General features: G+C 66.8%; 23 protein-coding genes and 1 pseudogene. 17 read left to right on the top strand and 7 right to left on the bottom strand.

The genetic code is table 11. The features are described from left to right. Nucleotides 1-396 precede the first annotated feature (396 nt). Complete coding sequence (locus AB7O82_RS23835) at nucleotides 397-633, top strand: hypothetical protein (protein WP_428620309.1); 237 nt, start codon at nucleotides 397-399, stop codon at nucleotides 631-633. Between the two features lie 450 nt (nucleotides 634-1,083). On the opposite strand, the pseudogene AB7O82_RS23830 reads toward AB7O82_RS23835, so the two are convergent. The 6 genes and pseudogenes from AB7O82_RS23830 to AB7O82_RS23805 all read right to left on the bottom strand — a co-directional run. Next, nucleotides 1,084-1,289, bottom strand: a pseudogene (locus tag AB7O82_RS23830) (IS6 family transposase); the annotation flags it as partial. A gap of 402 nt (nucleotides 1,290-1,691) precedes the next feature. Beyond that, nucleotides 1,692-2,477 (bottom strand): M48 family metallopeptidase, encoded by a 786-nt coding sequence (locus AB7O82_RS23825; RefSeq protein WP_428620308.1) that lies wholly within the window; start codon nucleotides 2,475-2,477, stop codon nucleotides 1,692-1,694. Nucleotides 2,478-2,895: 418 nt separating this feature from the next. After that, on the bottom strand, nucleotides 2,896-3,102 hold the full coding sequence (locus tag AB7O82_RS23820; RefSeq protein ID WP_428545824.1) for a hypothetical protein: 207 nt from the start codon (nucleotides 3,100-3,102) through the stop codon (nucleotides 2,896-2,898). A gap of 338 nt (nucleotides 3,103-3,440) precedes the next feature. Next, nucleotides 3,441-4,685: a CaiB/BaiF CoA transferase family protein gene (locus AB7O82_RS23815; RefSeq protein WP_428545827.1), complete on the bottom strand. Its 1,245-nt coding sequence runs from the start codon at nucleotides 4,683-4,685 to the stop codon at nucleotides 3,441-3,443. 536 nt (nucleotides 4,686-5,221) lie between these two features. Continuing rightward, nucleotides 5,222-6,463, bottom strand: a complete 1,242-nt coding sequence (locus AB7O82_RS23810; protein ID WP_428545830.1) for a CaiB/BaiF CoA transferase family protein — start codon at nucleotides 6,461-6,463, stop codon at nucleotides 5,222-5,224. Nucleotides 6,464-6,542: 79 nt separating this feature from the next. Further along, nucleotides 6,543-8,201, bottom strand: coding sequence for a thiamine pyrophosphate-binding protein (locus AB7O82_RS23805; protein ID WP_428545833.1), 1,659 nt, complete (start codon nucleotides 8,199-8,201; stop codon nucleotides 6,543-6,545). Nucleotides 8,202-8,418: 217 nt separating this feature from the next. Here AB7O82_RS23805 and AB7O82_RS23800 point away from each other — a divergent pair, with 217 nt between their 5' ends. The 11 genes from AB7O82_RS23800 to AB7O82_RS23750 all read left to right on the top strand — a co-directional run bounded on the left by AB7O82_RS23800 (nucleotide 8,419) and on the right by AB7O82_RS23750 (nucleotide 19,148). Continuing rightward, complete coding sequence (locus AB7O82_RS23800; RefSeq protein ID WP_428545836.1) at nucleotides 8,419-8,943, top strand: gamma carbonic anhydrase family protein; 525 nt, start codon at nucleotides 8,419-8,421, stop codon at nucleotides 8,941-8,943. A 27-nt stretch (nucleotides 8,944-8,970) separates the two neighbouring features. Next, the gene (locus AB7O82_RS23795) at nucleotides 8,971-9,219 is read left to right on the top strand and encodes a ribbon-helix-helix domain-containing protein (RefSeq protein ID WP_428545839.1); all 249 of its coding nucleotides are present in this window, start codon (nucleotides 8,971-8,973) and stop codon (nucleotides 9,217-9,219) included. Then, a complete protein-coding gene (locus AB7O82_RS23790; protein WP_428620310.1) occupies nucleotides 9,209-9,526 on the top strand; it encodes a type II toxin-antitoxin system RelE/ParE family toxin in 318 nt (105 codons plus the stop codon). Before AB7O82_RS23795 ends, AB7O82_RS23790 begins: the two co-directional genes overlap by 11 nt. After that, entirely contained in the window at nucleotides 9,523-10,233 is a 711-nt protein-coding gene (locus AB7O82_RS23785) for a VOC family protein (RefSeq protein ID WP_428545842.1), read from the top strand. The genes AB7O82_RS23790 and AB7O82_RS23785 overlap by 4 nt, the downstream gene beginning before the upstream one ends. 110 nt (nucleotides 10,234-10,343) lie before the next feature. Continuing rightward, complete coding sequence (locus AB7O82_RS23780; RefSeq protein WP_428545845.1) at nucleotides 10,344-11,366, top strand: ABC transporter substrate-binding protein; 1,023 nt, start codon at nucleotides 10,344-10,346, stop codon at nucleotides 11,364-11,366. A gap of 163 nt (nucleotides 11,367-11,529) precedes the next feature. After that, nucleotides 11,530-13,674 carry an ABC transporter permease gene (locus tag AB7O82_RS23775; protein WP_428545848.1) on the top strand — a complete coding sequence of 715 codons (2,145 nt, stop codon included), beginning with the start codon at nucleotides 11,530-11,532 and terminating at the stop codon, nucleotides 13,672-13,674. After that, on the top strand, nucleotides 13,671-14,720 hold the full coding sequence (locus AB7O82_RS23770; RefSeq protein WP_428545851.1) for an ABC transporter ATP-binding protein: 1,050 nt from the start codon (nucleotides 13,671-13,673) through the stop codon (nucleotides 14,718-14,720). Before AB7O82_RS23775 ends, AB7O82_RS23770 begins: the two co-directional genes overlap by 4 nt. Before the next feature lie 241 nt (nucleotides 14,721-14,961). Further along, nucleotides 14,962-15,696, top strand: coding sequence for a DUF2272 domain-containing protein (locus AB7O82_RS23765; protein WP_428545854.1), 735 nt, complete (start codon nucleotides 14,962-14,964; stop codon nucleotides 15,694-15,696). A gap of 13 nt (nucleotides 15,697-15,709) precedes the next feature. Next, nucleotides 15,710-17,299 (top strand): GMC family oxidoreductase, encoded by a 1,590-nt coding sequence (locus tag AB7O82_RS23760; RefSeq protein WP_428545857.1) that lies wholly within the window; start codon nucleotides 15,710-15,712, stop codon nucleotides 17,297-17,299. Between the two features lie 4 nt (nucleotides 17,300-17,303). Beyond that, the gene (locus AB7O82_RS23755; protein ID WP_428545860.1) at nucleotides 17,304-17,846 is read left to right on the top strand and encodes a helix-turn-helix domain-containing protein; all 543 of its coding nucleotides are present in this window, start codon (nucleotides 17,304-17,306) and stop codon (nucleotides 17,844-17,846) included. A 150-nt stretch (nucleotides 17,847-17,996) separates the two neighbouring features. After that, the gene (locus tag AB7O82_RS23750) at nucleotides 17,997-19,148 is read left to right on the top strand and encodes an MFS transporter (protein ID WP_428620307.1); all 1,152 of its coding nucleotides are present in this window, start codon (nucleotides 17,997-17,999) and stop codon (nucleotides 19,146-19,148) included. Between the two features lie 138 nt (nucleotides 19,149-19,286). Here AB7O82_RS23750 and AB7O82_RS23745 read toward each other — a convergent pair whose 3' ends face one another. Continuing rightward, nucleotides 19,287-20,081: a DUF2272 domain-containing protein gene (locus AB7O82_RS23745; RefSeq protein WP_428545866.1), complete on the bottom strand. Its 795-nt coding sequence runs from the start codon at nucleotides 20,079-20,081 to the stop codon at nucleotides 19,287-19,289. A gap of 66 nt (nucleotides 20,082-20,147) precedes the next feature. On the opposite strand from AB7O82_RS23745, the gene AB7O82_RS23740 reads away from it, so the two are divergent. The 5 genes from AB7O82_RS23740 (at nucleotide 20,148) to AB7O82_RS23720 (ending at nucleotide 26,390) form a co-directional block, all read left to right on the top strand. Then, nucleotides 20,148-20,909: a GNAT family N-acetyltransferase gene (locus tag AB7O82_RS23740; RefSeq protein ID WP_428545869.1), complete on the top strand. Its 762-nt coding sequence runs from the start codon at nucleotides 20,148-20,150 to the stop codon at nucleotides 20,907-20,909. 49 nt (nucleotides 20,910-20,958) lie between these two features. Then, on the top strand, nucleotides 20,959-22,680 hold the full coding sequence (locus AB7O82_RS23735; RefSeq protein ID WP_428545872.1) for a long-chain-fatty-acid--CoA ligase: 1,722 nt from the start codon (nucleotides 20,959-20,961) through the stop codon (nucleotides 22,678-22,680). Between the two features lie 187 nt (nucleotides 22,681-22,867). Further along, complete coding sequence (locus AB7O82_RS23730) at nucleotides 22,868-23,479, top strand: hypothetical protein (RefSeq protein ID WP_428620305.1); 612 nt, start codon at nucleotides 22,868-22,870, stop codon at nucleotides 23,477-23,479. Nucleotides 23,480-23,492: 13 nt separating this feature from the next. Beyond that, complete coding sequence (locus AB7O82_RS23725; protein ID WP_428545878.1) at nucleotides 23,493-25,091, top strand: gamma-glutamyltransferase family protein; 1,599 nt, start codon at nucleotides 23,493-23,495, stop codon at nucleotides 25,089-25,091. A 258-nt stretch (nucleotides 25,092-25,349) separates the two neighbouring features. Then, nucleotides 25,350-26,390, top strand: coding sequence for a hypothetical protein (locus AB7O82_RS23720; RefSeq protein ID WP_428545881.1), 1,041 nt, complete (start codon nucleotides 25,350-25,352; stop codon nucleotides 26,388-26,390). Nucleotides 26,391-26,602 lie beyond the last annotated feature (212 nt).

Here is a 26,602-nt window from a genome sequence, read left to right as displayed (position 1 = left end):
CCAAACAAATCCGGGATACACTCTGTTTGCATCGGCGTTCTTCCTCTGGTCTCGAAAAAATGTTGCTGCACAACACTTTTCGCAGAGTCGGAACGCCGATGCACTGTCTACCTTTGAGAAATCCGGGCTAGCTTCTTGCGGACGTTGGTCGGATCGTCGCTGGGGCTACTTGCGTTGCTGATTGGCGCACTCTTCAACGCCCGTCTCAACCGGGCCCGTGATGATCGACTTCGAAGCGAAGAGGCGCTCGATCCAGAGTGCATTGATGGGAGAGTTGACTGGCGCCCGTGACGCCTTCAACAGAATCTCCAAGCAGATTGAAACCAGGCAGCCAGTTATGCTGGTCCTAATCCGGCGAACTTTCTAGTCCCCGATGTCACCGTAGGTGTGCGGGTGATGCCCGTGCTTCTGTCGAAGTTCGGGCTTCTTTCTTCAATCACCGTCCGTCAAGTTATCGACGTGCATGTGAGCATCGAGCAGTTCTGTGACAAGCTTCTGGCGGTCGGCGGAGATCAGGCGGGCAATTACGTTAAGATGCCGGGACAGAAAGCTCAGTTCGTCGCGGAATTGGCCAGAGATATCGCAAAGAAGATCGATCGAGTAATTGAAACGTTGGGCGACCTCAAAATTTGATTGCCGCCTACGTTGGGCTCCACCGAAGGCGGAGTCGCCCGCCGCCGCCCCCGATGCTACGGTCCCCGCAATTGCCCGAAGGCGCATGATGCGCTTTTTCTTCTACGGAACCTTGCTGGACAGCGATGTGATAGCCTTGGTGCTAGGCCGGCGATTGCCGCCGGCTGCGTGTGCTGGCCATCCTGCTGGGTCATGCTCGGCGTCGCGCCAAGGGCGCCAGCTATCCTACCCTTGTGCGCGACCCGGCGGCGCAAGTGTCCGGCACGGTGGTGGGCGGCCTCGTGCACGCGATGTGGTGCGTCTGTCGGCTTTCGAGGGGCCAGGTTGCATGCCGATCAGGGGTCCCGTTTGAATGCCGATTGACACCATGCCGAATACCGTTCGTCGCGCTCCTCATCGGCAAAGCGATTAAGCGATTCCACCGCCCGATGGCTTTTTGCGCAGGTACAGTCGGCGTTTGCGCAAGTCGGCTGCAATCACCGATCCGAAATGGGCGACCCAGCGTCGGACGGACTCGTAGGACACCGTAATGCCGCGCTCTGCCAGCAAGTCTTCGACGTCGCGCAAGCTTGGCGTGAACCTGAGATAAAGCCAGATCGCCTGCTGAATGATCTCTCTGGTGGAAATCGGTAGCCGCTGTATCTGATTTTCTTCATCCTGTTGGCTACCGGACGGCCACAAGGAAGGCAACGCCCGGAGCGCTGTGACAATGCCCCGCCGAGAATTGGCCGGGCAGTGAGATGCCACCGCCAGCGGAATGAGTTTACCGTCGCCGAAGGGGTTGGCCAGCGCTGACATGGCACGCCACCCGGTGCAGTGTCCGGCCGCGATGACCTCGAGTCCGAAGCCGCCCAGCGCCGCCACCGTCTGCGGGATGACGCGCTCGTTGATGCCGCTTACGCGACCGCGACCATGCCGAGAAGCTGAAAGTAACAGCATCCAGCATTAGCGTCGGCCAAGTGGCTAGCGATTCCCAACCGCCTACGTAAAGCCATGATCGTACCCCGACAAGATATGACCTTTATTTTCACGGGCACGAGCTACTGCATTGAGTTAGGTCAGGCTCGTTGAGGCAGGCGCCCGTGCGAGGCCCGGATTTCGGCCACCGCCCGGTCCCAGCCGGCGATGCGCTCGGGACCGGCCGGGTGGGTGTCAAGCATGCCTGTTTCCCGGCGGCCCGAGGCCCGTGCCATGGTAACGAGGAAGCCGCGCGCCCTGTCGAGATCGACGCCCGAGCGATAGAGGATCAACGCGGCGAGGTAGTCGGCCTCGCGTTCCTGCTCCTTGGAGTACGAGATCCGGCCGACCGCGGCGCCGACGTCGGCGCCGGTCTGCATCGCGTCGGCGCCGCCATAGCCCCCCGACGCCATTACGGCAGTGCCCAGCAGGGCGCCGATCAGGGCGCCGACCGCCTGGTTGCGCTGGGCGGTCGCCACGTGGTTGGCTGACTGGTGGCCGATCTCGTGGGCGATGACCATGGCCATCTCCTCCTCATTGGCCGCGTATTCGACGATGCCGCGATTGACGATGATCAGCCCGTTCGCTCCCGAGGCGGCGTTCATGGACCGGTCGCTCGAGGCCCGGAAGGTCCAAGTGCAGACGCCGACATTCATCTCCCGGCAGACCTCGCTGGCCGATGGCCGGATGCGTCGAACCGCCGAGCGCAGCATCGCAATCCCCTCCTCGTCCGTCACCGCATGTCGCCGGGGTGCGCCGGCCGACTGTACCTCCGAGCGAGCCATGGCGACGCTGTCGCCGGTGACCTGCGGCAGGCGGTGCACGGCGCCGGCACAGCTGCAGACCGAGCAGGCTCCCGCGAGAACCAGGAAGGAACGGCGCCGCATTCTTGCCTCTCTTGTAATCGGCGGCTGAACATCTTTTGTGATCGTGGCGCAATCAGTCCAAACGTAGACCTGCGGTCCCTATTCAAGATCGTCCGGCTTATGCGCGGCCGCATCGTCGCTGCATGATCTCGCGAATCGCTCCGACCCTAAGGGCAGTGCCGCATGACGCTTCGTAGACTATTCCGAAAGCAAGGAGACCTTTTGATCTGAGTCAAGTATCCGACGTCAGATCCATAGATACGGATCACCTCATGATCTCGTCGAAGGCGGCCTTCATGCCGTAGAGCTTGAGCTCGCCCATAAGGTCGAAAAGTTGCGACGTCCCATCAGACGGTTCTCCTGAGGTTGTCGCACCGCATGCCGATGGTCGACTTCTTCAACGCCGTAGGGCCAAGAAACTGAAACGGCCGACGCGTCATCACGCGGCTTCCTGATGATAATAGCGCAGGAGCCCGCCCAGTCGCTCGCAGCACTGCACTGGCCCCTCGCGCTGCCGATCAGTCGCCAGCGGAAACAGCAGCACGTTGCCCTTCCCCTGGTGATTCCGTTTGGCATGGAAATGGTCGACATACTCGCGCAGCGCCCGCCGCAAAGAGCGCTCGCCAAAGAGAATCACCCCGGACAAGCACTCTAACAAAGCCCACTCACTGATTCTCGGTCGCTTCAATATTTTGGCCTTACAGGTCTCAACAAAACACCTACCGCGTCGTCAAGTTTATCGCTACCGGCAAGGCGCTCGATGCCGACGGAAGACTTCTTGCTGGAGACAGCGAGCCTTTGCCCGAATGGTATGACAAGGCGCGACGATATTGGCGAGGTGAAGCTGCTTCCGATCCGCTCCCTGAAACGCTTTTTGAGGCACCCTACGAGTCGCAGAAATTCTTAATCCCACCGATTTCCACCCCAAAGCCTGAGGAGCGGCCGGACAGCCGCTCTCACTACCGACTCCAGAACCGGCGACCCTCAGATCACCTTCGCCTGCTTCATCTTTTTGACCTCTTCGGCCGTGCAGCCGAGCCACTCGCCGTAGATCGCCTCGCAATCGGCGCCGAGGACGGGCGCACATTTCAGCGCGACCTTGGTGTCCGACATCCGGAGCGGCCATCCTGGCACGGTGATCGGCCCGCGCAGCGGATGCTCGATCGTCTGCATCATGCCGCGCGCGTGCAGGTCCGGGTCGCGCAGCAGCTCGAGCGTGGTCATCACGGCGCCACAGGGAACCCCGGCACCGGCGATGGTCTCCATCACTTTCTGCTTGGAACGTTTGGACGTCCATTCGGTGAGGGCCGCATCGATGATCTCGCGGTTCTGGCCGCGGGTGACGGGATCCTTCATGCGCGGATCGCCGATCAGGTCCTCGCGGCCGATCGTCTTCGCCAGGCGGCGCCAATGATCCTCGTTGCCGCGCGAGGCGTAGATGTAGCACCAGTCGTCGATGCCGCCCGGCGCGCACTTGTAGAGGCCGCCCGGCGCCGTCCCGGGCACCGTGTTGCCGCCACGCGGCAGCTGCTCGGTCATGCCGGCCTGCCGGCTCATCGGGGTGCGGCAGTAGTTCAGCATGGCATCGCGCATGGCGATCTGGATGTGCTGGCCGCGGCCGGTCGTCATGCGCTGGTAGAGCGCGGCCAGGACGCCCATGGCGCACAGCATACCGGTGCCGGTGTCACCGATGGTCGGGCCCGGCCGCACCGGCGGCTGGTCGGGATGGCCGTTCACGCCCATCGTGCCGCCCATCGCCTGGGCGATCATGTCGAACGACAGGTAGTTGGCGTGCGGGCTCTCCGGCGCGAAGCCCTTGACCTGGGCGAAGATCAGCCGCGGATTGAGCGCATGCAGGCGCGGCCAGTCGAAGCCCAGGCGGGCGAAGGTGCCCGGCGCCATGTTCTCCATCAGGACGTCGGCCTTCTCGATCATCCGCCGCAGCAGCGCCTTGCCTTCCTCGCTCTTGAGGTTGCAGGTCACGCTGCGCTTGTTCAGGTTGTAGTAGATGAAATAGTGCGAGTCGGCGTCCGCACGATCGCTGGATCCCCAGCGTCCGGGCTCGCCGCGATTGGGCTCCTCGACCTTGACGACGTCGGCGCCGAGCCAGGCCAGCGCCTCGGTACAGGACGGTCCCGCCTCGAACTGCGTAAGGTCGAGCACCTTGATACCCTTGAGTGCCGGCTGAGTTGCGGTTGTGGCCTCCGGCTGCATTACCTGATCCTGCATGGCGATCACTCCCATCAGGGCTCGTCACCAGGAATGGTGCGGCCCGTTGTTGTGTCATTCGAATCGGCTTTCCCCATCAGCTCTGCCAAGCGAATTGCTGCGCCATTCTTCATCGATCCGATTCTGTTGCCCGAGCCGGTTGGCTCTCCTGGCCATGAGGGCCGAGCATGGCGCGCTCTGCAACCCACCAGGATTCCGTGCACGCGCCGAACGAGGAAACATGCAGCGATCGCCCCACGGGGTCCACCGTCAGTCAGGCTTTTTATGCCCGAATCCGCGACTATGGCAGGGCCCTGGCCCTGCCCCTGATGGAACCGCCTGTGGTTCCGTCAAGGGCGTGGCGCGCCCCGACCGGAAGTGCCCGCACCGAGGTTGGTCGTTGCAACAGGCACATTCCGCTCGGCTGCTCCATCCGAATGAAATGTGCTCCTGGCGAAAGTAAAACGGCCCGCTGAAGCGGGCCGTTCGACACTTGGCATTTCGGCCTAGCGGCCGAACCTTCGGCAGCGGTTTCGCCGGCGCCGGGACTGCAATCCTCAGATCACTTTCGCCTTCTTCATGTCCTTGACCTCGTCTGCCGTGCAGCCGAGCCATTCGCCGTAGATCGCTTCGCAGTCTCCACCGAGGACGGGCGAGGGTTTCAGCGCGACCTTGGTATCCGACATCCGGAGCGGCCAGCCCGGCACGATCACCGGTCCGCGGACCGGATGGTTGATCGTCTGCATCATGCCGCGCGCGTGCAGGTCGGGGTCGTGCATCAGCTCGAGCGTCGTCATGACGGCGCCGCAGGGCACGCCGGCGCCGGCGACGATCTCCGTCACTTCCTGTTTGGTGCGTTTGGACGTCCAGGCGGTGATGGCCTCGTCCACGGCCTCCCGGTTCGCGCCGCGGGTCGAGGGGTCCTTCATGCGCGGATCGTCGAGCAGGTCCTCGCGGCCGATCGCCTTCACCAGGCGACGCCAGTGATCCTCGTTGCCGCGCGAGGCAAAGATGTAAGCCCAGTCGTTGATGCCACCGGGGGCGCATTTGTAGAGGCCGCCCGGCGCCGTCCCGGGCACCGTGTTGCCGCCGCGCGGCAGCTGGGTGTCCATGGCGGCCTGGCGGCTCATCGGCGTGCGGCAGTAGTTCAGCATGGCGTCGCGCATGGCAATCTGGATGTGCTGGCCGCGGCCGGTCGTCATGCGCTGGTAGAGCGCCGTCACGATGCCCATGGCGGCCAGCATGCCGGTCCCGGTATCGCCGATCGTCGGGCCCGGCCGCACCGGCGGCTGGTCGGGATGGCCGTTCACGCCCATCGTGCCGCCCATCGCCTGGGCGATCATGTCGAACGACAGGTAGTTGGCGTGCGGGCTCTCCGGCGCGAAGCCCTTGACCTGTACGAAGATCAGCCGCGGATTGAGCGCGTGCAGGCGTGGCCAGTCGAAGCCCAGGCGGGCGAACGTGCCCGGCGCCATGTTCTCCATCAGGACGTCGGCCTTCTCGATCATCCGCCGCAGCAGTGCCTTGCCCTCCTCGCTCTTGAGGTTGCAGGTCACGCTGCGCTTGTTGAGATTGTAGTAGATGAAATAGTGCGAATCGGCGTCGGAGCGGTCGGTCATGCCCCAGCGGCCCGGCTCGCCGCGATTGGGCTCCTCGACCTTGACGACGTCGGCCCCGAGCCAGGCCAGCGCCTCGGTGCAGGACGGCCCCGCCTCGAACTGGGTGAGGTCGAGCACCTTGATCCCCTTGAGTGCCGGCTCAGTCGTGGTCGTAACCTCCGGCTGCATTGCCTGATCCATGGCGTTCCCTCCGATGAGGGGCCGCGCCGAAAATGGCTCGGCCCCGATTGTATTCACTCCGTTGGGTGTGACAGGAAAACTAGCTGTGCCAGGCGAACTGCTGCGCCTTGCGGGTCGAGCCCTGCGACAACACGATATTGACCAGGGCGGGGCCCTTGAAGGCCATCGCCTCGTCGAGAGCCTTGCGGATGTCCTTGGGGTCCTTGACGAACCAGCCCTTGCCGCCGAAGGCCTCCAGCACCTTGTCGTAGCGCGCGCCGTAGATCAACGCGTTGGGCTTCAGGTTGAAGAACGGATCCTCCGGAATCTCCGGCATGCCGGGGCCGATGCCGCCATTGTTGAGGACGACGATCTTGACCGGCAGGTTGTAGCGGACCAGCGTTTCCATCTCCATGCCGGAGAAGCCGATCGCCGAATCGCCCGAGAGGTGGACAACCGGCCGGCTGGGATCCGCGACCGCGGCCGCAATCGCCTGGCCGAGGCCGACGCCCATGGTGCCGTAGGTGCCGGCATTGAGGACGGACCGGGCGTTGGAGCTCGGCAACTGCGTCAGGCCGATATCCATGGTGCCGGCGCCCTCGGCGCTCAGGACCGCGTTCTTCGGCATCCAGGCGGCGACATCGCGCAAGGCGCGGTAGTAGCCGGCCGGCGCGGTGTCGTCGTCGATCTGCGGCTTGATGGTGGCGGCATTCTCGGCCGCCTTCTTGGTCAGCGCCATCCGCCACGGCGTATCCTTGGGATGGAACCACTGGCGGTTGACCAACGCCTTGTTGACCTGCGCCATGATGGCCTTGCCGTCGCCGACCAGCGCCACCTCGGTCGACTTGTTGTGGCCGATCTCCTCGGGCGCGATGTCGAGCTGGATGACCTTGACGTCCTTGGAGAAGCGCGGCGGCAGGCCGAAGTGGAAGATCCAGTTGAATCGCGCGCCCATCAGGAAGATGACGTCGGCCTGCTGCAGCGCGAGCGTGCGCGCCGCACCTGCCGACAGCGGATGGTCGTCGGGAAGCACGCCCTTGCCCATCGGCGAGCGCACGAACGGCACCTGCGTGCGCTCGATGAAGGCGCGGACCTCGTCCTCGGCATGCGCCCACGCCATGCCCTTGCCGACCAGAACCAGCGGCCGCTGCGCCTTCTCGAGCAGGTTCAGCGCCGCCTCGACATTCTCCGGCGGCGCCACCGTGCGCGGCGGCTCGGGCACGCGGTCGACCTGCATCGCCTTGTCGAGTTCGCAGGTGCCCCGGATGATGTCGTCGGGCATGTCGAGATAGGCTGCGCCGGGCCGGCCATAGATCGCGTGCCGGGTCGCCATCTCGACGTAGTAGGGAATGCGCGCCACGCTTTCGATGCCATGGGCGAACTTGCAGAACGGCGAGGCGATCAGCACCTGCCGCTCCTCCTGGAAGGCGCCCATGCCGCCGCGATAGGTCTCCGAGGCGCCGCCGATCAGGATCATCGGCCAGCAGTTCTGCTGGGCATTGGCGAGGCCCGCGAGACCGTGCACCACGCCCGGACCGGTGACGGTGACGCAGGCGCCGGGCCGCCCGGTGAGGTAGCCGTACGCACCTGCCGCATAGGCGGCGCTCTGCTCGTTGCGCATGCCGAGGTAGGCGATGCCTTCCTTCTGCGCCGCCGCGGCGATCGCGGTGATCGGGAATCCGACGACCCCGAACAGATGGTCGACGCCCTGTTGCTTCAGGCTCCTGGCGAGCAGCGTAGCGCCATCGATTTCGCTCATGTTTCCCCCTCGTGACCGGATGACTTTCAGGTGTGAGCTTACGCATTGAGGGCGGGGTTGCGAAAGGGGACCTTCCGGCGTGCGGTACAGCCCAGCCATGCGGTCCTGTGCATCGGCATGCCGCCCGTACCTGCTGCAGTCGGCCCCGGCCCGACCAAGACGGCGGAGCGCAACTCGTGTAGTTGAACAGCCGAACCACGAAGGAAGTTCCCGCAAGATGGCCATCTATCAGCTCGGCGACCGCGTCCCGGTCATCCCCGCCTCCTGCTACGTCTCCCCGGAGGCGACGATCATCGGGGCGGTGACCCTGGGCGAGCGGGTGAGCGTCATGTCCGGCGCCGTGCTGCGCGGCGACAACGAGCCGGTCGTGATCGGCGACGAGTCCAACGTCCAGGAAAGCTGCTCGCTGCACACCGACCTTGGCTTCCCGCTGACGCTCGGCAAGGGCGTCACGATCGGCCACCAGGCGATGCTGCATGGCTGCATCATCGGCGACGGCACCCTGATCGGCATCGCCGCCGTGGTGCTGAACAATGTCGTGATCGGCAAGGACTGCCTGGTCGGCGCCGGCTCGGTCGTCACCGAGAACAAGCGCTTTGCCGACCGCTCGGTGATCTTCGGTGCGCCGGCCAAGGTGGTCCGCGAGGTGACCGCGGACAATATCGCCCGCATGCGCGAGAGCGCCGGGGACTATGTCCGGCGCGGCATCGAGTACAAGGCCGGCCTGAAGCGTATTGGGTAGCCGCCGGAACTGGGCTAAACTGATTGGATGACGATCACCCTTCCTCGCGAGCAGCAGGAATGGCTCGAAGCCCAGGTCGCTGCCGGCCACTACGACAGTGTCGAGCAAGCGGTCGCCAGCATCGTCGCCGAGCATATGCTGCTCGAGATCGATGACCTCGCCTGGGCCAAGCCGCTCGTCGACGAGGCCCGCGAAAGCCCCGCCGGCGGCGAGGGCTTGAGTCTGGAGGAATACAGGGCACGGATGACGGAGCGGTTCGGCGAACCTGAGCGCTGATGGCGCGCCTGAGAATTTCACGACAAGCGGAATCGACGCCGCCGCAATCGTCGCGATGCTGACGGACCAAGCCGGAAAAGATGCAGCCGGTCGGTATCGCGCTGACATCGAAGGGCTATTCAAGCGACTTGCAATGTTTCCGAGGAGCGGCGCTCGACGTCGAGCTCTCGGACGCAACGCTCGAATAGGGGTCATCTCGCCGTACGTAGTTGTGTATGACCTTGTCGACGATGAGGTGTTGATTCTACGCATCGTCGATGGTCGCCGTAGCATCTCGCGTCGGCTGATCCGGGATCCGCAAGCATGATCATCGCCCTCGACTGCCTGACCCTCGCCGGCTCGGGCAGCACCTACGAGACGTTGCTTGGCCGTCGCGCCGTCGACGGGCGGCTGCAGACCGGCAATGTCGGGCTGACGTTCGGCAGCGGCGGCGCGGCGCTGTCGGCGATGGTATTCGCGACCGCCGCGCTCGACAAGGCGGCCAACCTGCTCGAGCGGCGGGGCGTGGCGACGACCCGGGGCGCGACGCTCGAGCTGTCGACGACGGCGACGCACGGCGTGCCGATCGCGCTGGTCGAGCGCGCCGCGCGGCCTGCCCCTTCGCCCACCATCGTCGATGAGGCTGCGGCGGTCTCGGCGCTCGATCATGTCGTCGTGCGCTCGCCCAACCCCGAGCGAGCCATCGCCTTCTATGCCGGCCGGCTGGGGCTCGACCTGCGCCTCGATCGCAGCAACCCGCAATGGGGTTCGCGCCTGCTGTTCTTCCGCTGCGACGATCTCGTGATCGAGATCGCCCACGACCTCGGGCGCGGGATCTCGGACGCTCCCGACCAGCTATGGGGCCTGAGCTGGCGCGTGCCCGACACCGCCAGGGCGCAGGCGCGGCTCAAGGCGGCCGGCATCGACGTCACCGACGTGCGCGACGGCCGCCGGCCCGGCAGCCAAGTCTTCACGGTCAGGAGCCACACCGAAGGCGTGCCCACCCTGGTGATCGGCGGCATCGGCCGCTGGTAGTCCCGCTGCGCGATGGCCATCGGGACTGGCGCTGCTAATCTAGCGTGGCGCTGGTAATCAAGCGCGCTCGCGTGCGAGGATGTAACAAAATCGTCACACGGGAGGTCGCAATGAGGTTCGCAGCGGTGTGCCTGGGCACGCTGGCCTTGGGGGTCGCCACGCCGGCGACGGCACAGGGAGTCCTGAACGTCTACTGCTCGGTGCAGGTCGAATGGTGCACGCTGATCGCCAACGAGTTCCAGAAGGCGACCGGCACCAAGGTCTCGATCACCCAGAAGGGCTCCGGCGAGACGATCGCCCAGCTCAAGGCCGAGGCGCAGAATCCCAAGGGCGATGTCTGGTTCGGCGGCACGGGCGATCCGCACCTGCAGGCCGCCGAGGAAAACCTCACCGAGGTCTACAAGTCGCCCCGCCTCGGCGAGCTGCATCCCTGGGCGGTGAAGCAGAATACCGATTCGGGCGGCAAGACCGTCGGCATCTATGCCGGCGCCCTGGGCTTCGGCTTCAACACCGAGCTGCTCGCCAAGAAGGGCGTCAAGGCGCCGGCCTGCTGGGCCGACCTGCTGAAGCCCGAACTCAAGGGGGAGATCCAGGTAGCCAATCCCAACTCGTCGGGCACGGCCTATGTCGCCATCGCCACCCTGGTGCAGCTGATGGGCGAGGAGAAGGCGTTCGATTTCCTGAAGAAGATGCACGCCAACGTGAACGCCTATACCCGATCGGGCACCGCGCCCATGAAGGCGGTCGCGCGCGGTGAGACCGCCGTGTCGATCAGCTTCGTGCACGACGGCGTCACCGAAGCACTGGCCGGCTTCCCGGTGAAGACCGCGACGCCGTGCGAAGGCACCGGGTACGAGATCGGCTCGATGAGCATCGTCAAGGGCGCGCGCAATCTCGCCAACGCGAAGAAGTTCTACGACTGGGCCCTGACGCCGGAGGCACAGAAGCTCGGTGCCCAGGCCAAGCAGTTCCAGGTGCCGTCGAACAAGGCGACGCCGCTACCGCCCGAGGCGCCGAAATTCGCCGACATGAAGCTGATCGACTACGACCAGGCCAAGTACGGCAAGTCGGCGGAGCGCAAGCGCCTGATTGCGCGCTGGGACAAGGAGGTCGGCGCGCTGCCCAAGCCCTGATCATGCAGAACGGTCAAGCTCCCTTGGACCGCGGGCGTCTCGCCCGCTCATGATCATGACCATGAGCGGGCAGGCCCCTTCGACAAGCTCAGGGCGGACTGCCGGCGGTCCAAAAGATCGGGGCGGGCCTCTGGCGTGGTCGGTCGCAGGGCTTCTCGCCGCGGTGCTGCTGCCCTGGTACGCGCTGCAGGAGGGCCTCGACTCCGGTGTTTGGCTGTCCGGCCTGTGGTCGTCGGAGGAGTACGCGTCGGGTCTCGCCCAATTCGCCAGTCACGGGAAATTTTGGCTGGCGCCGATCCTGGTCGCGCTCGTCGCCTGCGCGGTCGTTTCCCTTGCCCCGCTGCCGCGTGAGCGACGCGGCACGTTCCTCCTGATCGCGGCCGGCACCGGTATCGTCCTGTTCGTCGCCGAATCGCTCGCCATCGGGCTGCGCGGCTGGACGGCGGGCTGGCTCCTCGACCTGTTCGGCGAGCTGGACGTCCGCCAAGTTGGCGTCGGCGCCGGCGGCACGCTGGTCCTGGTCGCGCTGCTGTCGCTGTTCGCCGTCGCCCTGGCGCTGCGCGGCGCGTTCGGCGGCGACGCCTTCATCGCCGGCGCCGTCACCACGGTGGCCGCGTCGATCGTGCTGTTCACCGCCTGGCCGATCCTGCGCATCCTGGTGCAGGCCGTCCAGGACGGCGACGGCCTTTTCACCCCTGCCCTGCTGGTCGAACGCCTCGCCACCGAGAAGATCTGGAGCCTGCGATGCCTCGCCGGCGGCGGCCGCTGCGGCGTCGCCTGGAACACGCTCTTCCTCGCGCTGGCCTGCGGCGCCGGCACGACTGCGCTGGGGCTCGCCTTCGCGCTGATCGTCACCCGCACCGGCTTCGCCTGGAAGCGCACGCTGCGCGTGCTGACGGTGCTGCCCATCATCACGCCGCCCTTCGTCATCGGGCTGGCGCTGATCCTGGTGTTCGGCCGCGCGGGCCTGGTCAACCAGCTCCTCGAATGGTCGATGGGCGTGCCGCCGACGCGCTGGATCTACGGCTTCCAGGGAGTCTTCCTGGCGCAGCTCTTCGCCTTCACGCCGGTCGCCTTCCTCGTCCTGATCGGTGTCGTCGAGGGTGTGAGCCCGACGCTCGAGGAAGCCTCGCAGACGCTGCGCGCCGACCGCTGGGCCACCTTCGCCACGGTGTCGCTGCCGCTGATGCGGCCGGGCCTCGCCAACGCCTTCCTCGTCGGCTTCATCGAGAGCATCGCCGATTTCGGCAATCCCATCGTGCTGGGCGGCGACTACGGCGTGCTCTCGACCGAGATCTACTTCGCCGTCGTCGGCGCGCAGCTCGATTACGGCCGCGCCGCCGCCCTCGCCCTGCTGCTGCTCGCCTTCGCGCTGTCGGCCTTCTTCCTGCAGCGCTGGGTCGTCGGCACGCGTTCCTACGCCACCATCTCCGGTAAGGGCGATGCCGGACTGCCGACGCCGCTGCCCGATCGGGCGCGCCGCGTCGCCCAATGGATCGCCCTGCCGTGGGCCGCCCTCACCCTGCTGCTCTACGGCTTCGCCTTCGTTGGCGGCCTGGTCAAGGTCTGGGGTCGCGACTACACCCCGACCCTCGCCCACTACGCCAAGGCCTTCGCGATCGAGCGCACCGCCGACGGCCTGATCTGGTCGGGCGCGGCGTGGAACTCCTTCTGGACCACCGTCCAGCTCGCCGCCATCGCCGCACCGCTCACCGCGGCGCTCGGCCTGATCGCCGCCTGGCTGCTGGTGCGCCAGCGCTTCGCCGGCCGCACCACGCTCGAGTTCGCCACGATGCTGTCCTTCGCCGTGCCGGGCACGGTGATCGGCGTCGCCTACGTCTTCGCCTTCAACGTGCCGCCGATCGAGATCACCGGAACGGCGCTGATCATCGTGCTCTGCTTCGTGTTCCGGAACATGCCGGTCGGCGTGCGCGCCGGCATGGCGGCGATGAGCCAGATCGACCGCAGCCTCGACGAGGCCTCGCTCACCCTGCGCGGCCATTCGCTCGCCACGCTGGTCCATGTCGTGCTGCCGCTGCTGCGGCCGGCGATCGTGGGATCCCTGATCTACGGTTTCGTGCGCGCGGTAACGACGGTGAGCGCAGTGGTGTTCCTGGTGACAGCCGAGTACGAGCTCGCCACCACCTACATCATCCTGCGGGTCATCAACGGCGACTACGGTCTCGCCATCGCCTACAGCTGCGCCCTGATCGTGCTCATGCTTCTGGCGATCCTGCTGATCCAGGCCGTCGTCGGCGAGCGGCGCCTCGGCCGCCGCACCCCACTCATGCAGGGAGGCCGTGCGTGAGCGTCGAGTTCCGCAACGTCTCCAAGCGCTACGGTGCGGTGACGGTCGTGTCGGATGTGAGCTTTACCGTCGAGGCCGGCACGCTGGTCACCCTGCTGGGCCCATCGGGCTGCGGCAAGACCACGACCTTGCGCATGATCGCCGGCCTCGAGCTGCCGAGCGAGGGCCGCGTGCTGATCGCCGGACGCGACGTCACCAGCCTCAGCGCCACCGAGCGCGACGTCAGCATGGTGTTCCAGTCCTACGCCCTGTTTCCGCACATGAGCGTGCTCGAGAACGTGTGCTACGGCCTGCGCCGATCCGGAGCCGGCAAGGCCGAAGCGGCCGACAGGGCGCGCGACGGCCTGCGCCAGGTCGGGCTGGAGGATCTCGGCCATCGCCAGCCGTCGGAGCTCTCGGGCGGCCAGCAGCAGCGCGTCGCGGTAGCGCGCGCCCTGGTGCTGAAGCCGTCGGTCCTGCTGTTCGACGAGCCCCTGAGCAACCTCGACGCCCGGCTGCGCCGCCAGATGCGCGAGGAGATCCGCGATCTGCAGCGCTCGCTCGGCCTCACCGTGGTCTATGTCACGCACGACCAGCAGGAGGCGATGGCGGTGTCCGACCGCATCATCGTCATGAACGCCGGCCGCATCGAGCAGCAGGGTGCCCCGCGCGAGCTCTACGAGCGGCCGGCGACCCCCTTCCTTGCCCGCTTCATGGGCGAATCGACGCCGGCGCGCGGCGTCGTCCGCCGCCTCGACGCGGCGCGGGTGCGCGTCCGGCTGGGTGACTGCGAGGTCGACATCGCCGACAGCGACGCCGCCGACGGCGAGGTGACCGTGGCGATCCGTCCCGAGGCCATCGCGGTCGAGCGCGCGCCGGGCCCTGCCGGCGCCCTGACCGGCGCGATCGCCAAGGCGAGCTATCTCGGCACGCACATGGAATACGCGATCGACACGGCCGCGGGCTCCCTGTTCGCCACCTGCCCCCGGGTCGAGCGGCCGCTTTCGGCTGGCGACAAGGTGGCCCTGCTGCTGAAGCCACAGGGCGTGATCGTCGTCGACCGGTGAGAGTCATGGGTCTTCGGGACCGCGGGCGTCGCGCCCGCTCATGATTCATCAGAAGAGCGGGCGGGACGCCCGCGGTCCGGAAGAGATGAGCGCCATTTTGGCGGAGGCTACCCCGCCACCAGTCGCGCGGTCCCAGCGAAGACAGTTGTCATTCCAGGTACGGCGAGGGACCTTTCGGCCGCCAGGTCCCCGGCAGATGCGCTCAATTCATTCACATCCACTGAATCTGCCGACGGTCCTCATGCTCGCTCTGCTCGCGCTGCCGGCCTGCACGACAGGCCCACCGCCCGCGCCCGCTCCCGTGAGCGCCGCCGACCTGCCACCGCTCGGGCCCTGCCCGAACTCCTCCTGGGAGCCCGAAGCGCCGCCGCCGACGGCCTCCGCCAAGGTGTCGATGGTGCTGCTCGCGGTCGGGGAATGGGCGCGCTATGGCCGGCAGGTCGTCGTCTATTCATCCGATGCGCCGCCGCGCACGGTACAGCTCGGCGTGATGGAGAAGGACGCCCCCGAACGCATCCAACAGTACTGGGCCAGCACCGGCCATCCCGAGCGGAGCGGCGTCGACGAGATCCCCTGGTCGGCGGCCTTCGTCTCATGGGACATCCAGAGCGCCGGCGTACGGCGCGATATCTTCTGCCCCGATGCGCGGCACACGATCTATGTCGAGCGCCTGGTCCTGCGGGCCGGGCAGCCGGGCGCCGCCCTGATCCCGCGCCGGCCGGACGAGCGGGCGCCGCAGGTCGGCGATCTCATCTGCGCCTCGCGCGCCGGCAGCGGCACCACACTGGGCAATCTCAATCGCGGGGCCGGTCATTGCGACATCGTGGTCGAGGTGCTGCAGGGGGCGGTCGCCGCGATCGGCGGCAATGTGGGCGATTCGGTGAGCCGCAGCGTCTTTCCACTGGACGCCAATGGCTTTTTGTCGCCCATTTCCGGCCGACCCGTCTTCACCGTCATCGAGAACAGACTGCCCTAGGAAAGAGCGACGAATGTCCTGGCCGTACGACTATATCATCATCGGCGCCGGTTCGGCCGGCTGCGCGATCGCCAACCGGCTGGCCGAGGACCAATCGCTGCTTATTCTGGTCATCGAGGCCGGCCCGCCCGACGGCTCTTTCAAGCTCAGGATGCCGGCAGGCTTCGCCTCGCTCGGCGAGAAGTCGCCCTACAACTGGCGCTACGAGACGACGCCGCAAAAGCATTGCAACGACCGGCGCATGTACTGGCCGCGCGGCAAGACGCTGGGTGGCTCGTCGTCGATCAACGCCATGCTCTACGTACGCGGCCATGCGTCCGACTACGATCACTGGCGCCAGCTCGACAATTTCGGCTGGGGCTACGACGACGTGCTGCCGTTTTTCAAGAAGGCGGAGAACAACGAACGCGGCGCCGACGATTTCCACGGCGTCGGCGGCCCGCTCAACGTCGCCAACCAGGCCGATCCCCTGAAGATCAACGAGGCCTTCCTCCAGGCCTGCGAACAGGCCGGTCACAAGCGTACCCCCGACTTCAACGGCGCCAACCAGGAAGGCGTCGGCTACTACCAGGTGACTCAGAAGAACCAGGAGCGCTGGAGCACCGCCAGCGCCTACCTGCGGCCCGCCGTCGAGCGCAACAAAGGCAATGTCCACGTCATCACCGATGCGCTGGTCGAGCGCATCATCCTCGACGGCACGCGCGCCATGGCGGTGCGCTACGTCGTCAACGGCCGTGACGAGGTCGCGCTCTGCAGAGGCGAGATCGTCCTGGCGGGCGGCGCCGTCAATTCGCCGCAGCTCCTGATGGTGTCGGGCATCGGCCCGGCCGACCATCTGAAGTCCGTCGGCATCAAGCCGTTGCACGATCTTCCGGGTGTCGGCGGCAATCTGCAGGACCATCTCGACGCCACGCTGCTGCAGTTCTGCAAGACGCGCGACACCTACGACGCCTCCAACAAGCTCCTGGCGTTGTACCGCTACTGGAAGGACAGGAAGGGCCCCGGCACCTCGCCGATCGCCGAATCGGGCGGCTTCCTCAGCACGCGGCCGGGCCTCGATGCGCCCGACATCCAGCTCCACTTCGTGCCCGCCCTGGTGGTCGATCACGGCCGCACGAAGTTGAAGAAGAACGGCTACAGCCTGCATGTCTGCACGCTGCGGCCGCAGAGCACCGGCACGATCCGGCTGCGCAGCAGCGATCCCAAGGAACATCCGCTGATCGACGCCAACTACCTGGCCGAACGGCGCGACCTCGACACGCTGATCGCCGGCGTGAAGATGGGTCGCGAGATCTTCGCCCAGGCGGGTCTCGATCCCTACCGCGCCGACGAGTTCCAGCCCGGCCCAGCGGTCAAGACCGATGCCGAGATCGAGCAATGGATTCGCGCCAAATGCGAGACGATCTATCACCCGGTCGGCACCTGCAAGATGGGCCCGGACAACGACCCGATGGCGGTCGTCGATCATCGTTGCCGCGTACGCGGCCTGCAGGGTCTGCGGGTCGTCGACGCCTCGATCATGCCGACACTGATCGGCGGCAACACAAACGCGCCCACCATCATGATCGCCGAGCGCGTCGCGGCCTTCATGCAGGAGCCCTGACGCCGTGAACGACTATGGTCGCGCCCTGCGCCGTTGGCGGCGGCTGCGCGGCGTCAAGCAGAGCCACGCCGCCGAGATGTTCGGCGTCACCCAGGCGACGCTGTCGCGCTGGGAGAGCGGACGCCATCGTCTTCCGGAGCAGGCGATCGGCCGACTCACGCGTCTGCTCGCCGCCCCGCTCGATTCGCCGGGCGATGCCGCCCTGCGCCGACTGGTCGAGAGCTCGGGCCTCGCCGTCCACTTGATCTGCGACCTTTCGCATCGCCTGCTGGCCGCCTCGCCGATACGGACGGCGACGTGGGGCGTCGACCCGGCCGATCTGCTCGGGGCGTCGCTGTGGCGCTTCGCGACCGACGAGATCAGGTCTGCCGAGGATCGCCTGGTCGATCTCGGCTGGTACGATGACGGTGCAGCCTGCGTGAGCTTCTGGACCGGCCCGAACGACAGCACTGTCGTGGGTATCGAGCCCGGCCCTCTCGAATGGCAACGCCTGCAGCTCAGCGACGGCAGCTTCGCCCGGCTGGTGACATCGATGGTGGGGCGCTGAGCAGCGACGAGCGCGCTCATCCTCTTCCGGACCGCGAGCGTCTCGCTCGCTCGGATTCATGAGCGAGCGAGACGCTCGCGGTCCGGACGACTCCGAGACCGCATATTTTATCCGTAGGCTCCCGGCCAGCACGCCGCTACGGTCGGCGGCATGACCACGTCGTGGCGCCAGGTCGGCTTGCTCTACGGCATCGGAGTGGTGGCGGCCGGACAGCTCGGCATCGTGCCGCCGCTGGTCACCACCTTGCAGCACGACCTCGAGCTGTCGCTTGCCGGCGCCGGCGTCGCGGTGTCGGCGATCACGCTGGTCGGCGCCGCGCTCGGGCTGCCGGCCGGCGGCTGGAGCGAGCGCATCGGCCACGTCCGCGCGTTGCGCCTCGGCATCGCCGTCATGGCCGTCGCCGCGGCGCTTTGCGCCATCGCGGGCGACGGCGCCGTGCTGCTGGCCGCACGATGCCTGGCGGGTGCCGGCTATCTCCTGGTCGTGGTCGCGGCACCGTCACTGATGTTCGCGGTGTCGGGACCGCGTCACCAGTCGCTCACCCTTTCCCTGTGGGGCACCTTCGTTCCCGCCGGCATCGCGCTCGCAGGCCTGGCGACGGCGGCGCTGGCCGACCGCGTCGGCTGGCGCACGATCTTCCTGGCAGACGCGATGCTGCTGGCGGCAGCCTTGGGCATCACGGCGCTCATGCCGCGCCGGCCTTCGGCGGCGGCGGGCAGCGGCACTCGTCTGGCATCGCCCACCAAGGCCCTCATCGGGGCCGCACCGCTTGCCCTTGCCTTCTTCTGCTTCGCCCTCCTTTTCCTCGCGCTTGCCGGGCTGTTGCCGGCAAATCTCGTCGATGCGCGCAAGCTGCCGGCATCCGAGGCCGGGAAGTTCGTGGCCATCGCGACCTCACTGGGGATCGTCGGCAGCCTGGCGACCGGCTGGATGATGCGCGGGGGCGCCTCGCCCGGACGCCTGATCGTCGCCGGCACGGCCGCCTCTACGGCGCTGGCCGTGCTGGGCCTCCTGTCACTCGTTCCGACGCACGCCGCCATCGCCTGCTTCGCCCTGTCGTTCGCCGTCGGCGGCCTCGTGCCGGCAGCGGTGTTCGCTTCCGTCCCGCTGGTCGCTCCCGAGCCGCGCGCCATCGGGCCGATCAACGGCCTCGTGGCGCAGACGGGCAGCCTGGGATCGCTCGCCGGGCCGCCCGTGCTCGCGCTGTGGGTCGAGCAGTTCGGCTGGTCAACCGCGGCGACGCCGCTGCTTGCGGTCGCCGCCATTGGCATCGCCTGTGGACTTGCCGTGAGGCGAGCGTGACGGGGGTCATCTTCTTTTTTTTGGACCGCGGGCGGATGGGCGCGCCGCGCCACTCCAGTGACGGGTCTTCTGTGTGATCGAGGATGATCGCGCCACTGGAGTGGCGCGCCCCCATCCGCCCGCGGTCCAGAAGAGGGTCTACAACCGCTTTTCTACCACCATCATCCAAGTCTTGCCGGAGACCGGGGCGAGGCGGCCGCGCGAGGTGACGGGATAGAGGCTCATGGTGACGCTGTTCTTCACGTTGCCGCCGATTGCGTGCAGGTAGCCGCCGCGCACGTCGGTGACGATGTCGCAGTGGCTCGCCGTCGCGTCGATGCGCCGCCGGGCCGTGCGCGGATCGGCACTGCGCCAGCTCGGGCCGGCCGTGCCCGTGCACACGAGATCGCCGGGCCTGGGGGAATACGCGCTCGGCGCATGCAGCGCGAAGGGCGCGCGGCCGCCGCGACGCCCGCGGTCGTACAGCGCCGCGAGATAGCCGCCATGCCGGCCGTCGCGCGGGAATTCAGCCGCGCTCACGCCCGACCGGCTCATCACCCAGGTAACGAAAGCGCCCGACCACGGCTTGCTCGAGGTGCGGCCGTTCCAGTCCGATTGGCCGCAGGCGCCCCAATAATCCCCAATCTTGCTGGCCAGCGGCTCGTTGCGCTCGGTGAGGCCGTTGCGATTCACATAGCCGTTGCCGCGGCCGCCATAGACGATCGTCGAGCGGCCGAACCGCGTCCATTCCTGCCATGCCGTATAGGCGACCCGGTCCGACGGCGGCCGATCGGCATAGCCATGCCGCTCGGCGCTACCGCAGGCCGAGAGCAACAGCGGCAGAAGCGCGATCAGAAGGAATGCTGGCAGCCACTGACTTAAGGCGCGGGAGGAGCGCGGTGAGAGCGGCTGCCAGCAAACACGAACATCGACGGAGGGGTAGTCGAAATTCATGCATAACTTACAGGAGGGGAAATAAACACTTGTTCTTTATTGGCTTTTAATTATCACGTCGGGCGCATGTTGTCACGGTCAATCGACCTCAACCAGATCCGCCACCTGGAAGCGCTCGCTTTCCGCGCGTGGCCCGCCCTGGAGACCCTCGACGTCGCCGGCTGGCGCTTGAGGTTCTCCGGTGGATACACGAAAAGAGCCAACTCAATCAATGCCTTAGGAGAAATTTCCGATTTTTCCGAAGAGACGATGTTGGCCCTCGAGGCACCCTACCGGCAACGCGGTCTAGGCATTGTCTGGCGCCTTACACCTCTTGCACCGCCCCAGGTGGATAAGTGCTTGGCCGGCCGTGGCTACCGCGCCATCGAGCGCAGCCTGGTCCAGCGCCGCCCGCTCCGGCCCGACCTCGTGCCCGATCGCCGGGTCGAGGTACTGGCGCAGCCGACGCCGGCCTGGCTCGAGGCCTTCAGCCAGCACAGCCCGGTGCGGCCGGAGCACCGCCCGGTCATGCAGCGCATGCTCTCGGCCATCGCCGCCCCGGTCGGTTTCGCCTTCGTCGTCGAGGACGGGCGGCCGATGGCCATGGCGATCGGCGCCGTCGAGGGCGATCACATGGGGCTGTTCGACGTCCTGGTGATGCCGCACGCGCGGCGCCGCGGGCTGGCGCGCCGCGTCACCGAGAGCCTCTATGCCTGGGCGTGGCGGCACGGTGCCCGCTTCGCCTGGCTGCAGGTCGTCGCGACCAACGATGCCGCGCTGCCGCTCTACGCCGCGCAGGGCTTCCGCACACTCTATGACTACGAGTATCGCATCCCGCCGTCGGCTTGACCGCATGGCGGTCCGCCCTCAATAGTCACATGAGGGAGGGACCAGAAAAATGGCCAACTATCCTTGGGAAAAGAGCTATCCGCCGGGCGTGAAGTGGGAGCTCGAGATTCCGAAGAAGCCGCTGCACCAGCTCTTCGAGGAGAGCTGCGCCCAGTATGGCGACCGGCCGTTTACCGACTTCCTCGACAAAGTGATGAGCTTCCGCGACTACAAGGAGGCCTCTGACAGGGCTGCCGCGGGCTTCCAGAAACTCGGCATCAAGCCGGGCGTCAATGTCGGTCTCTACCTGCCCAACACGCCGCACTACATCATCGCCTTCTTCGGTGTGCTGAAGGCGGGCGGCCGCGTCGTCAACTACAGCCCGCTCGACGCCGCGCGCGAGCTCGAGTTCAAGATCGGTGATTCCGAGACCGACATCCTGGTGACGCTCGATGTTGCCGCGCTGTACCCGAAGATGGCCGGGATGAAGGGCAAGACGCGGCTCAAGAAGCTGATCGTCGGCTCGATCGCCGACTACCTGCCGTGGCCCAAGAGCTGGCTCTACCCGATCGCCAAGAAGAAGGAGCTGTCGGCATGGCCGCGCGACGACTGGCACATGTCGTTCAAGGACCTGCTGGCCAACGACGGCAGGTACACTTCCCATCCGGTCGGCGAAAATCTGTGGGACGAGGTGGCGCTGCTGCAGTACACCGGCGGCACGACCGGCCTGCCCAAGGCCGCCATGCTGACCCACGGCTGCATCGCCGCCGCGATGACGCAGGGCCAGTCCTGGACGATGCCCTACACGACGCCGGGCACCGAGAAGGTGGTCCTGGTGCTGCCGCTGTTCCACATCTATGCCCTGTCGGGAATCATGCTGGGCGCGGTGCGCAACGGCAACCAGCTGATCCTCTACCCGCGCCCCGACATCGACATGATCGTCAACGACCTGGCGAAGAAGAAGCCGACCTTCCTGCCCGGCGTGCCGACGCTCTACACCGCCATCAACAAGCATCCCAAGGTGCAGGGCCTCGACCTCAAGTCGCTCAAGATCTGCATGTCGGGCGGGGCGCCGCTGCCGGTCGAGGTGCAGCAGAGCTTCGAGAAGCTCACCGGCGCCACCCTGATCGAAGGCTACGGGCTCACCGAGACGTCGCCGACCGGCGCGATCTGCCCGGTCGACAAGAGCGTGCGCCGCGTCGGCTCGTGCGGCGTGCCGATGCCCGGCACCATCATCGAGATCCGCGACATGGAGAACGGCGACAAGGTGCTGCCCGCCGGCAAGGAGCATGTCGGCGAGGTCTGCATCATCGGCCCGCAGGTGATGAAGGGCTACTGGAAGAAGCAGGAGGAGACCGACAAGGTCCTGTTCAGCCATCCGGCAAGCAACTGGAAGGGCCTGCGCACCGGCGACATGGGCTACATGGACGCCGACGGCTGGCTTTTCCTGGTCGACCGCTCCAAGGACCTGATCATCTCGTCGGGCTACAACGTCTATCCGCGCATGATCGAGGAGGTGGTCTACGAGCATCCGTCGGTCGACGAATGCATCGTGATCGGCATCCCCGATCCCTATCGCCAGGAAGCGCCCAAGGTGTTCGTCAAGCTGAAGCCCGGCGCCTCGCTGACCTTCGACGAGCTGAAGAAGCATCTGGACGGCAAGATCGGCAAGCACGAGATGCCGGTCGCGCTCGAGGTCCGCGCCGAGCTGCCCAAGACACCGGTCGGCAAGCTCTCCAAGAAGGAGCTCAAGGAGGAAGAGCGCGCCAAGGCCCAGGCCAAGGCGGCATGAATCATCTTCTTCCGGACCGCGGGCGTCCCGCCCGCTCATGGGCTCTTGCGGACCGCGGGCGTCCTGCCCGCCCATGCTCATGGGCTTACCGGACGGCGGGCGTCATTACAGAGCAGCGTTCGCCCGCTCGAGCTTCATGAGCGGGCGGGACGCCCGCGGTCCGGAAGACATGACCGGTCCGGAAGACATGACCCGTTCAGAACAGATGACCCGGCGCAGCGCACTTGTTCTTGCTCCCGCCTCCCTGCTGCTCGGCGGCTGCTTCGACCAGCCGTGCGAGGAGCGCAACCCGGCACAGAAGGGCTTTCTCGACGCTGTGCGTGGCGTGACCAAGCCGGCGCTCGCGTCGAACAATCCGCTGCAGATCGAGGAAGCGGCCCGGCAATGCGTCGCCCTGTCGGAGCGGGTCAGCGCCTTCACCGACTGGTGCGGCGTGCTCGGCAAGATCGAAGGCAATGCCCAGAGCGCAGCCGTCACCATCGAGATCGGCCGGCAGATTTCGCTCTATGCCTTCAACGACTGGACGCTGGCCTTCGCAGGCTCGCTTACCGACTTCTTCTCCACACGATCCCGCGAGCCGCCGCCACCCGGCCTTTCCGATGCGGCCATCGCGGCGCTAAAAACCCTTCGCCTCGGTGAACGCGTGTCGCTGTCGGGACGGATGGGGGAGATTGCCGGCGCCGGCGTGTTCGATCTGTCCCGGCTGTTCGGCAAGAGCGATGCCGAGCATCGCGAGTTCCTGCAGGCGCCGCGCCTTCTCGCCCGCATCGAGGCCATCGCGGCCGCAAGGAAGAAGTAGAAAGGATTTCCGAGTGCCGACTTTTTCGTACGATTTTCCCTACGCGTCCAGGAAGCTGCCGATCTTCGCCGAGAACGTCGTCGCCTCCTCCCAGCACCTCGCGGCCACGGCTGGCTTGCGCATGCTGGCGCGCGGCGGCAATGCGGTCGACGCCGCGGTCGCCGCCGCCATTGCCATCACCGTGGTCGAGCCGACCAACAACGGCATCGGCGCCGACGCCTTCTGCATCCTGTGGGACGGCAGCAGGCTGGTTGGCCTCAACGCCTCGGGTCATTCGCCGGCGCTGATGACGCCCGAACAGTACCCTTGCCACGCGGCGATGCCGTCGGTCGGCTGGAAAAGCGTGTCGACTCCCGGCGCGGTTTCGTTGTGGATGGCGCTGCACGGACGTTACGGCAAGCTGCCCTTCGCCGACCTGTGCGAGCCGGCGATCAAGTACGCCCACGACGGCTTTCGCGTCTCCTACATGGTGTCGCGCCAGTGGGATCGCGCGATCGACCGGCTGAAGGGCCAGGAGAGCTGGGTCAAGGCGTTCCTGCCCAACGGCCGCGCGCCCAAGGCGGGCGAGCTCTGGAAGTTTCCCGACCAGGCGCGGACGCTGACCAGGATCGCCGAGAGCAAGGGCGAGGATTTCTATCACGGCGAGCTCGCCGAGACGATGGACCGCTACGCCCGCGAGACCGGCGGGATGCTGCGCAAGGAGGATCTCGCCCACCACCAGCCCGACTGGGTCGACCCGATCGGGCTCACCTATCGCGGCACGACGCTGCACGAGATCCCGCCGTCGGGCCAGGGTATCGCCGCCTGCATGGCGCTCGGCATCCTCGAGAATTTCGACCTCGCCGGCCACGATTGCGACGGGCCGGAGGTGGCGCATCTCAAGATCGAGGCGATGAAGCTCGCCTTCGCCGACATCTGGCGCTATGTCGCCGATCCGCGTCACATGGAGGTGACGCCGGCCGAGCTGCTCGACAAGCACTACCTCAAGAGCCGCGCCAGGCTGATCGATCCCAGGAAGGCCAAGGAGTTCGGCCCCGGGGTCCCGAAGCACGGCAGCACGATCTATCTCGGCACCGCCGACGCCTCGGGCATGATGGTGTCGCTGATCCAGTCGAACTACACCGGCTTCGGCTCGGGCGTCGTCGTGCCCGGCACCGGCATTGCCCTGCAGAATCGCGCCACCGGGTTCGTCACCACGCCTGGTCATCCCAACCAGGTGGGCCCGCGGAAGCGGCCGTTCCACACCATCATCCCTGCCTTCATCACCAAGGACGGCAAGCCTGTGGCGACGTTCGGCCTGATGGGCGGCGCCATGCAGCCCCAGGGCCACATGCAGGTCTTCTCGCGCATCGTCGACTACGGCCAGAACCCGCAGGCCGCCATCGACGGGCCGCGCTGGCGCGTGCACGAGCTCGACAAGACGATCTGGGCCGAGGAGCACATGCCGGCGGCGACCGCGGAAGGGCTCGAGGCGCGCGGCCACAAGGTGACGCGCACCAAGGCGCCGAGCTTCGACTTCGGCTCGAGCCAGATCATCTGGCGCTTCCCCGACGGCGGCCCCTACCTCGGCGCCTCCGAAAGCCGCCGCGACGGGGCGGCGGTGGGATTCTAGTATCCTCCTCCCCAGCTTCGTTGGAGAGGTGTCCGCGTAGTCGCGGACGGAGGATCATGAGTCTTCATTCTGGACCGCGGGCGTCTCGCCCGCTCAAGAGTCATGAGCGGGCGAGACGCCCGCGGTCCACATGATTCATGGCCCCACCGCCCGCCTGCGCGAAGCCGAAGCGGCTTCGCGCAGGCGGAGGCAGGTCGCCGGAAGACGGCGACACCTCCCCAGCGAAGCTGGGGAGGAGAATGTTCATGAGGCTTCGCCATGACAACCCGTGTCGGCATCTCCAACGGCGGCTTCGCCATCAACGGCGTCCCCACCTATTCCGGCCGGAGCTGGAAGGGCCATCGCATCGAGGGCATGCTGTTCAACAGCCGCATGGCCAACGCCATCGCCGACGACGAGAACCCTTCTACGCGCGGTGCGTGGTCTTATGCCGACGGCGACTGGGACGCCGAGCGCAGCACGCGCGAGTTCATCGCCGCCCTTCCTGCCTATCGCGCGCATGGCCTGCTCGCGGTCTGCCTCAACCTGTCCGGCGGCAGCCCGCAGGGCTACTCGTGGCACCAGCCGTGGAAGATCTGCGGCTTCATGCCCGACGGCACGATCAAGCCCGCCTGGGCGGCGCGCCTCGCCGCGGTGATCGGGGCCTGCGACCACCTCGGCATGGCGGTGATCCTGGGCCTGTTCTACGGCAAGCAGAGCGGCACCTTCACCAGCGAGGCAGCCGTCAAGGCCGCCGTCACCAACGCCGTCGACTGGCTGCTGGCGCGTGATGCCACCAACGTGCTGCTCGAGATCGGCAACGAGGTCGATCTGAAAGGCGTGTGGGCGCACGATATCATCGCCGCCGGCCGCTGCCACGAGCTGATCACGCTGGCCAGGCAGCGCAGCCAGAACAGGCTGCTGGTCAGCACCAGCATCATTGCGCGTGAGGCGCCGCCACCCGCCATCCTGGCGGCGGCGGATTTCCTGCTGCCGCACGGCAACGGCATCTACGGCCCCGACGGGCCGATGCAGCCCAGCCCGCACGGCATCCGCCTGCAGGTGAAGAACTGGCGGGCCGGCGCCGGCTATCGCGGCCAGCCGATCGTCTACAACGAGGACGACCATTTCGAGTTCGACAAGCCCGACAACCACTTCGTCGCCGCGGTCGAGAGCGGCGCGAGCTGGGGCTTCTTCGACTACCGGCGCATCCGCGAACGCTTCGAGGACGGCTTCCAGTCGCTGCCCGTCGACTGGACCATCTCGTCGGCGCGCAAGCGCGGGTTCTTCGGATTGCTGAAGGAGATCACCGGCAGCTAGCCCGACCCGGACTGACGGAAGAGCGGATCATTCGCTGGGAGCGCGCCACTCCGATGGCGCTCATGCGGTCCGCGGGCGTCCCGCGCGCTCATGAAGTCATGAGCGGGCGGGACGCCCGCGGTCCGCATGAGGAGCATGAGCGCCACCGGAGTGGCTCGCTCCCAGCGCATGACACCTTAACTCCGACAGCAGGCGAGGGTGGTCGCGCTGCT

The organism is Reyranella sp. (assembly GCF_050185545.1).
Lineage (GTDB): Bacteria > Pseudomonadota > Alphaproteobacteria > Reyranellales > Reyranellaceae > Reyranella.
This window is presented reverse-complemented; position numbering and strand designations above follow the sequence as displayed.

Bases quoted from the DNA above. Each gene is read 5' to 3' on its own strand.
- AB7O82_RS23760 (WP_428545857.1), top strand. From the start codon at position 15,710: ATGTCCTGGCCGTACGACTATATCATCATCGGCGCCGGTTCGGCCGGC.
- AB7O82_RS23730 (WP_428620305.1), top strand. From the start codon at position 22,868: ATGACCCGTTCAGAACAGATGACCCGGCGCAGCGCACTTGTTCTTGCT.
- AB7O82_RS23750 (WP_428620307.1), top strand. From the start codon at position 17,997: ATGACCACGTCGTGGCGCCAGGTCGGCTTGCTCTACGGCATCGGAGTG.
- AB7O82_RS23740 (WP_428545869.1), top strand. From the start codon at position 20,148: ATGTTGTCACGGTCAATCGACCTCAACCAGATCCGCCACCTGGAAGCG.
- AB7O82_RS23800 (WP_428545836.1), top strand. From the start codon at position 8,419: ATGGCCATCTATCAGCTCGGCGACCGCGTCCCGGTCATCCCCGCCTCC.
- AB7O82_RS23805 (WP_428545833.1), bottom strand. From the start codon at position 8,201: ATGAGCGAAATCGATGGCGCTACGCTGCTCGCCAGGAGCCTGAAGCAA.
- AB7O82_RS23795 (WP_428545839.1), top strand. From the start codon at position 8,971: ATGACGATCACCCTTCCTCGCGAGCAGCAGGAATGGCTCGAAGCCCAG.
- AB7O82_RS23765 (WP_428545854.1), top strand. From the start codon at position 14,962: ATGCTCGCTCTGCTCGCGCTGCCGGCCTGCACGACAGGCCCACCGCCC.
- AB7O82_RS23825 (WP_428620308.1), bottom strand. From the start codon at position 2,477: ATGCGGCGCCGTTCCTTCCTGGTTCTCGCGGGAGCCTGCTCGGTCTGC.
- AB7O82_RS23785 (WP_428545842.1), top strand. From the start codon at position 9,523: ATGATCATCGCCCTCGACTGCCTGACCCTCGCCGGCTCGGGCAGCACC.
- AB7O82_RS23835 (WP_428620309.1), top strand. From the start codon at position 397: ATGCCCGTGCTTCTGTCGAAGTTCGGGCTTCTTTCTTCAATCACCGTC.
- AB7O82_RS23720 (WP_428545881.1), top strand. From the start codon at position 25,350: ATGACAACCCGTGTCGGCATCTCCAACGGCGGCTTCGCCATCAACGGC.
- AB7O82_RS23735 (WP_428545872.1), top strand. From the start codon at position 20,959: ATGGCCAACTATCCTTGGGAAAAGAGCTATCCGCCGGGCGTGAAGTGG.
- AB7O82_RS23810 (WP_428545830.1), bottom strand. From the start codon at position 6,463: ATGGATCAGGCAATGCAGCCGGAGGTTACGACCACGACTGAGCCGGCA.
- AB7O82_RS23780 (WP_428545845.1), top strand. From the start codon at position 10,344: ATGAGGTTCGCAGCGGTGTGCCTGGGCACGCTGGCCTTGGGGGTCGCC.
- AB7O82_RS23815 (WP_428545827.1), bottom strand. From the start codon at position 4,685: ATGCAGGATCAGGTAATGCAGCCGGAGGCCACAACCGCAACTCAGCCG.
- AB7O82_RS23745 (WP_428545866.1), bottom strand. From the start codon at position 20,081: ATGAATTTCGACTACCCCTCCGTCGATGTTCGTGTTTGCTGGCAGCCG.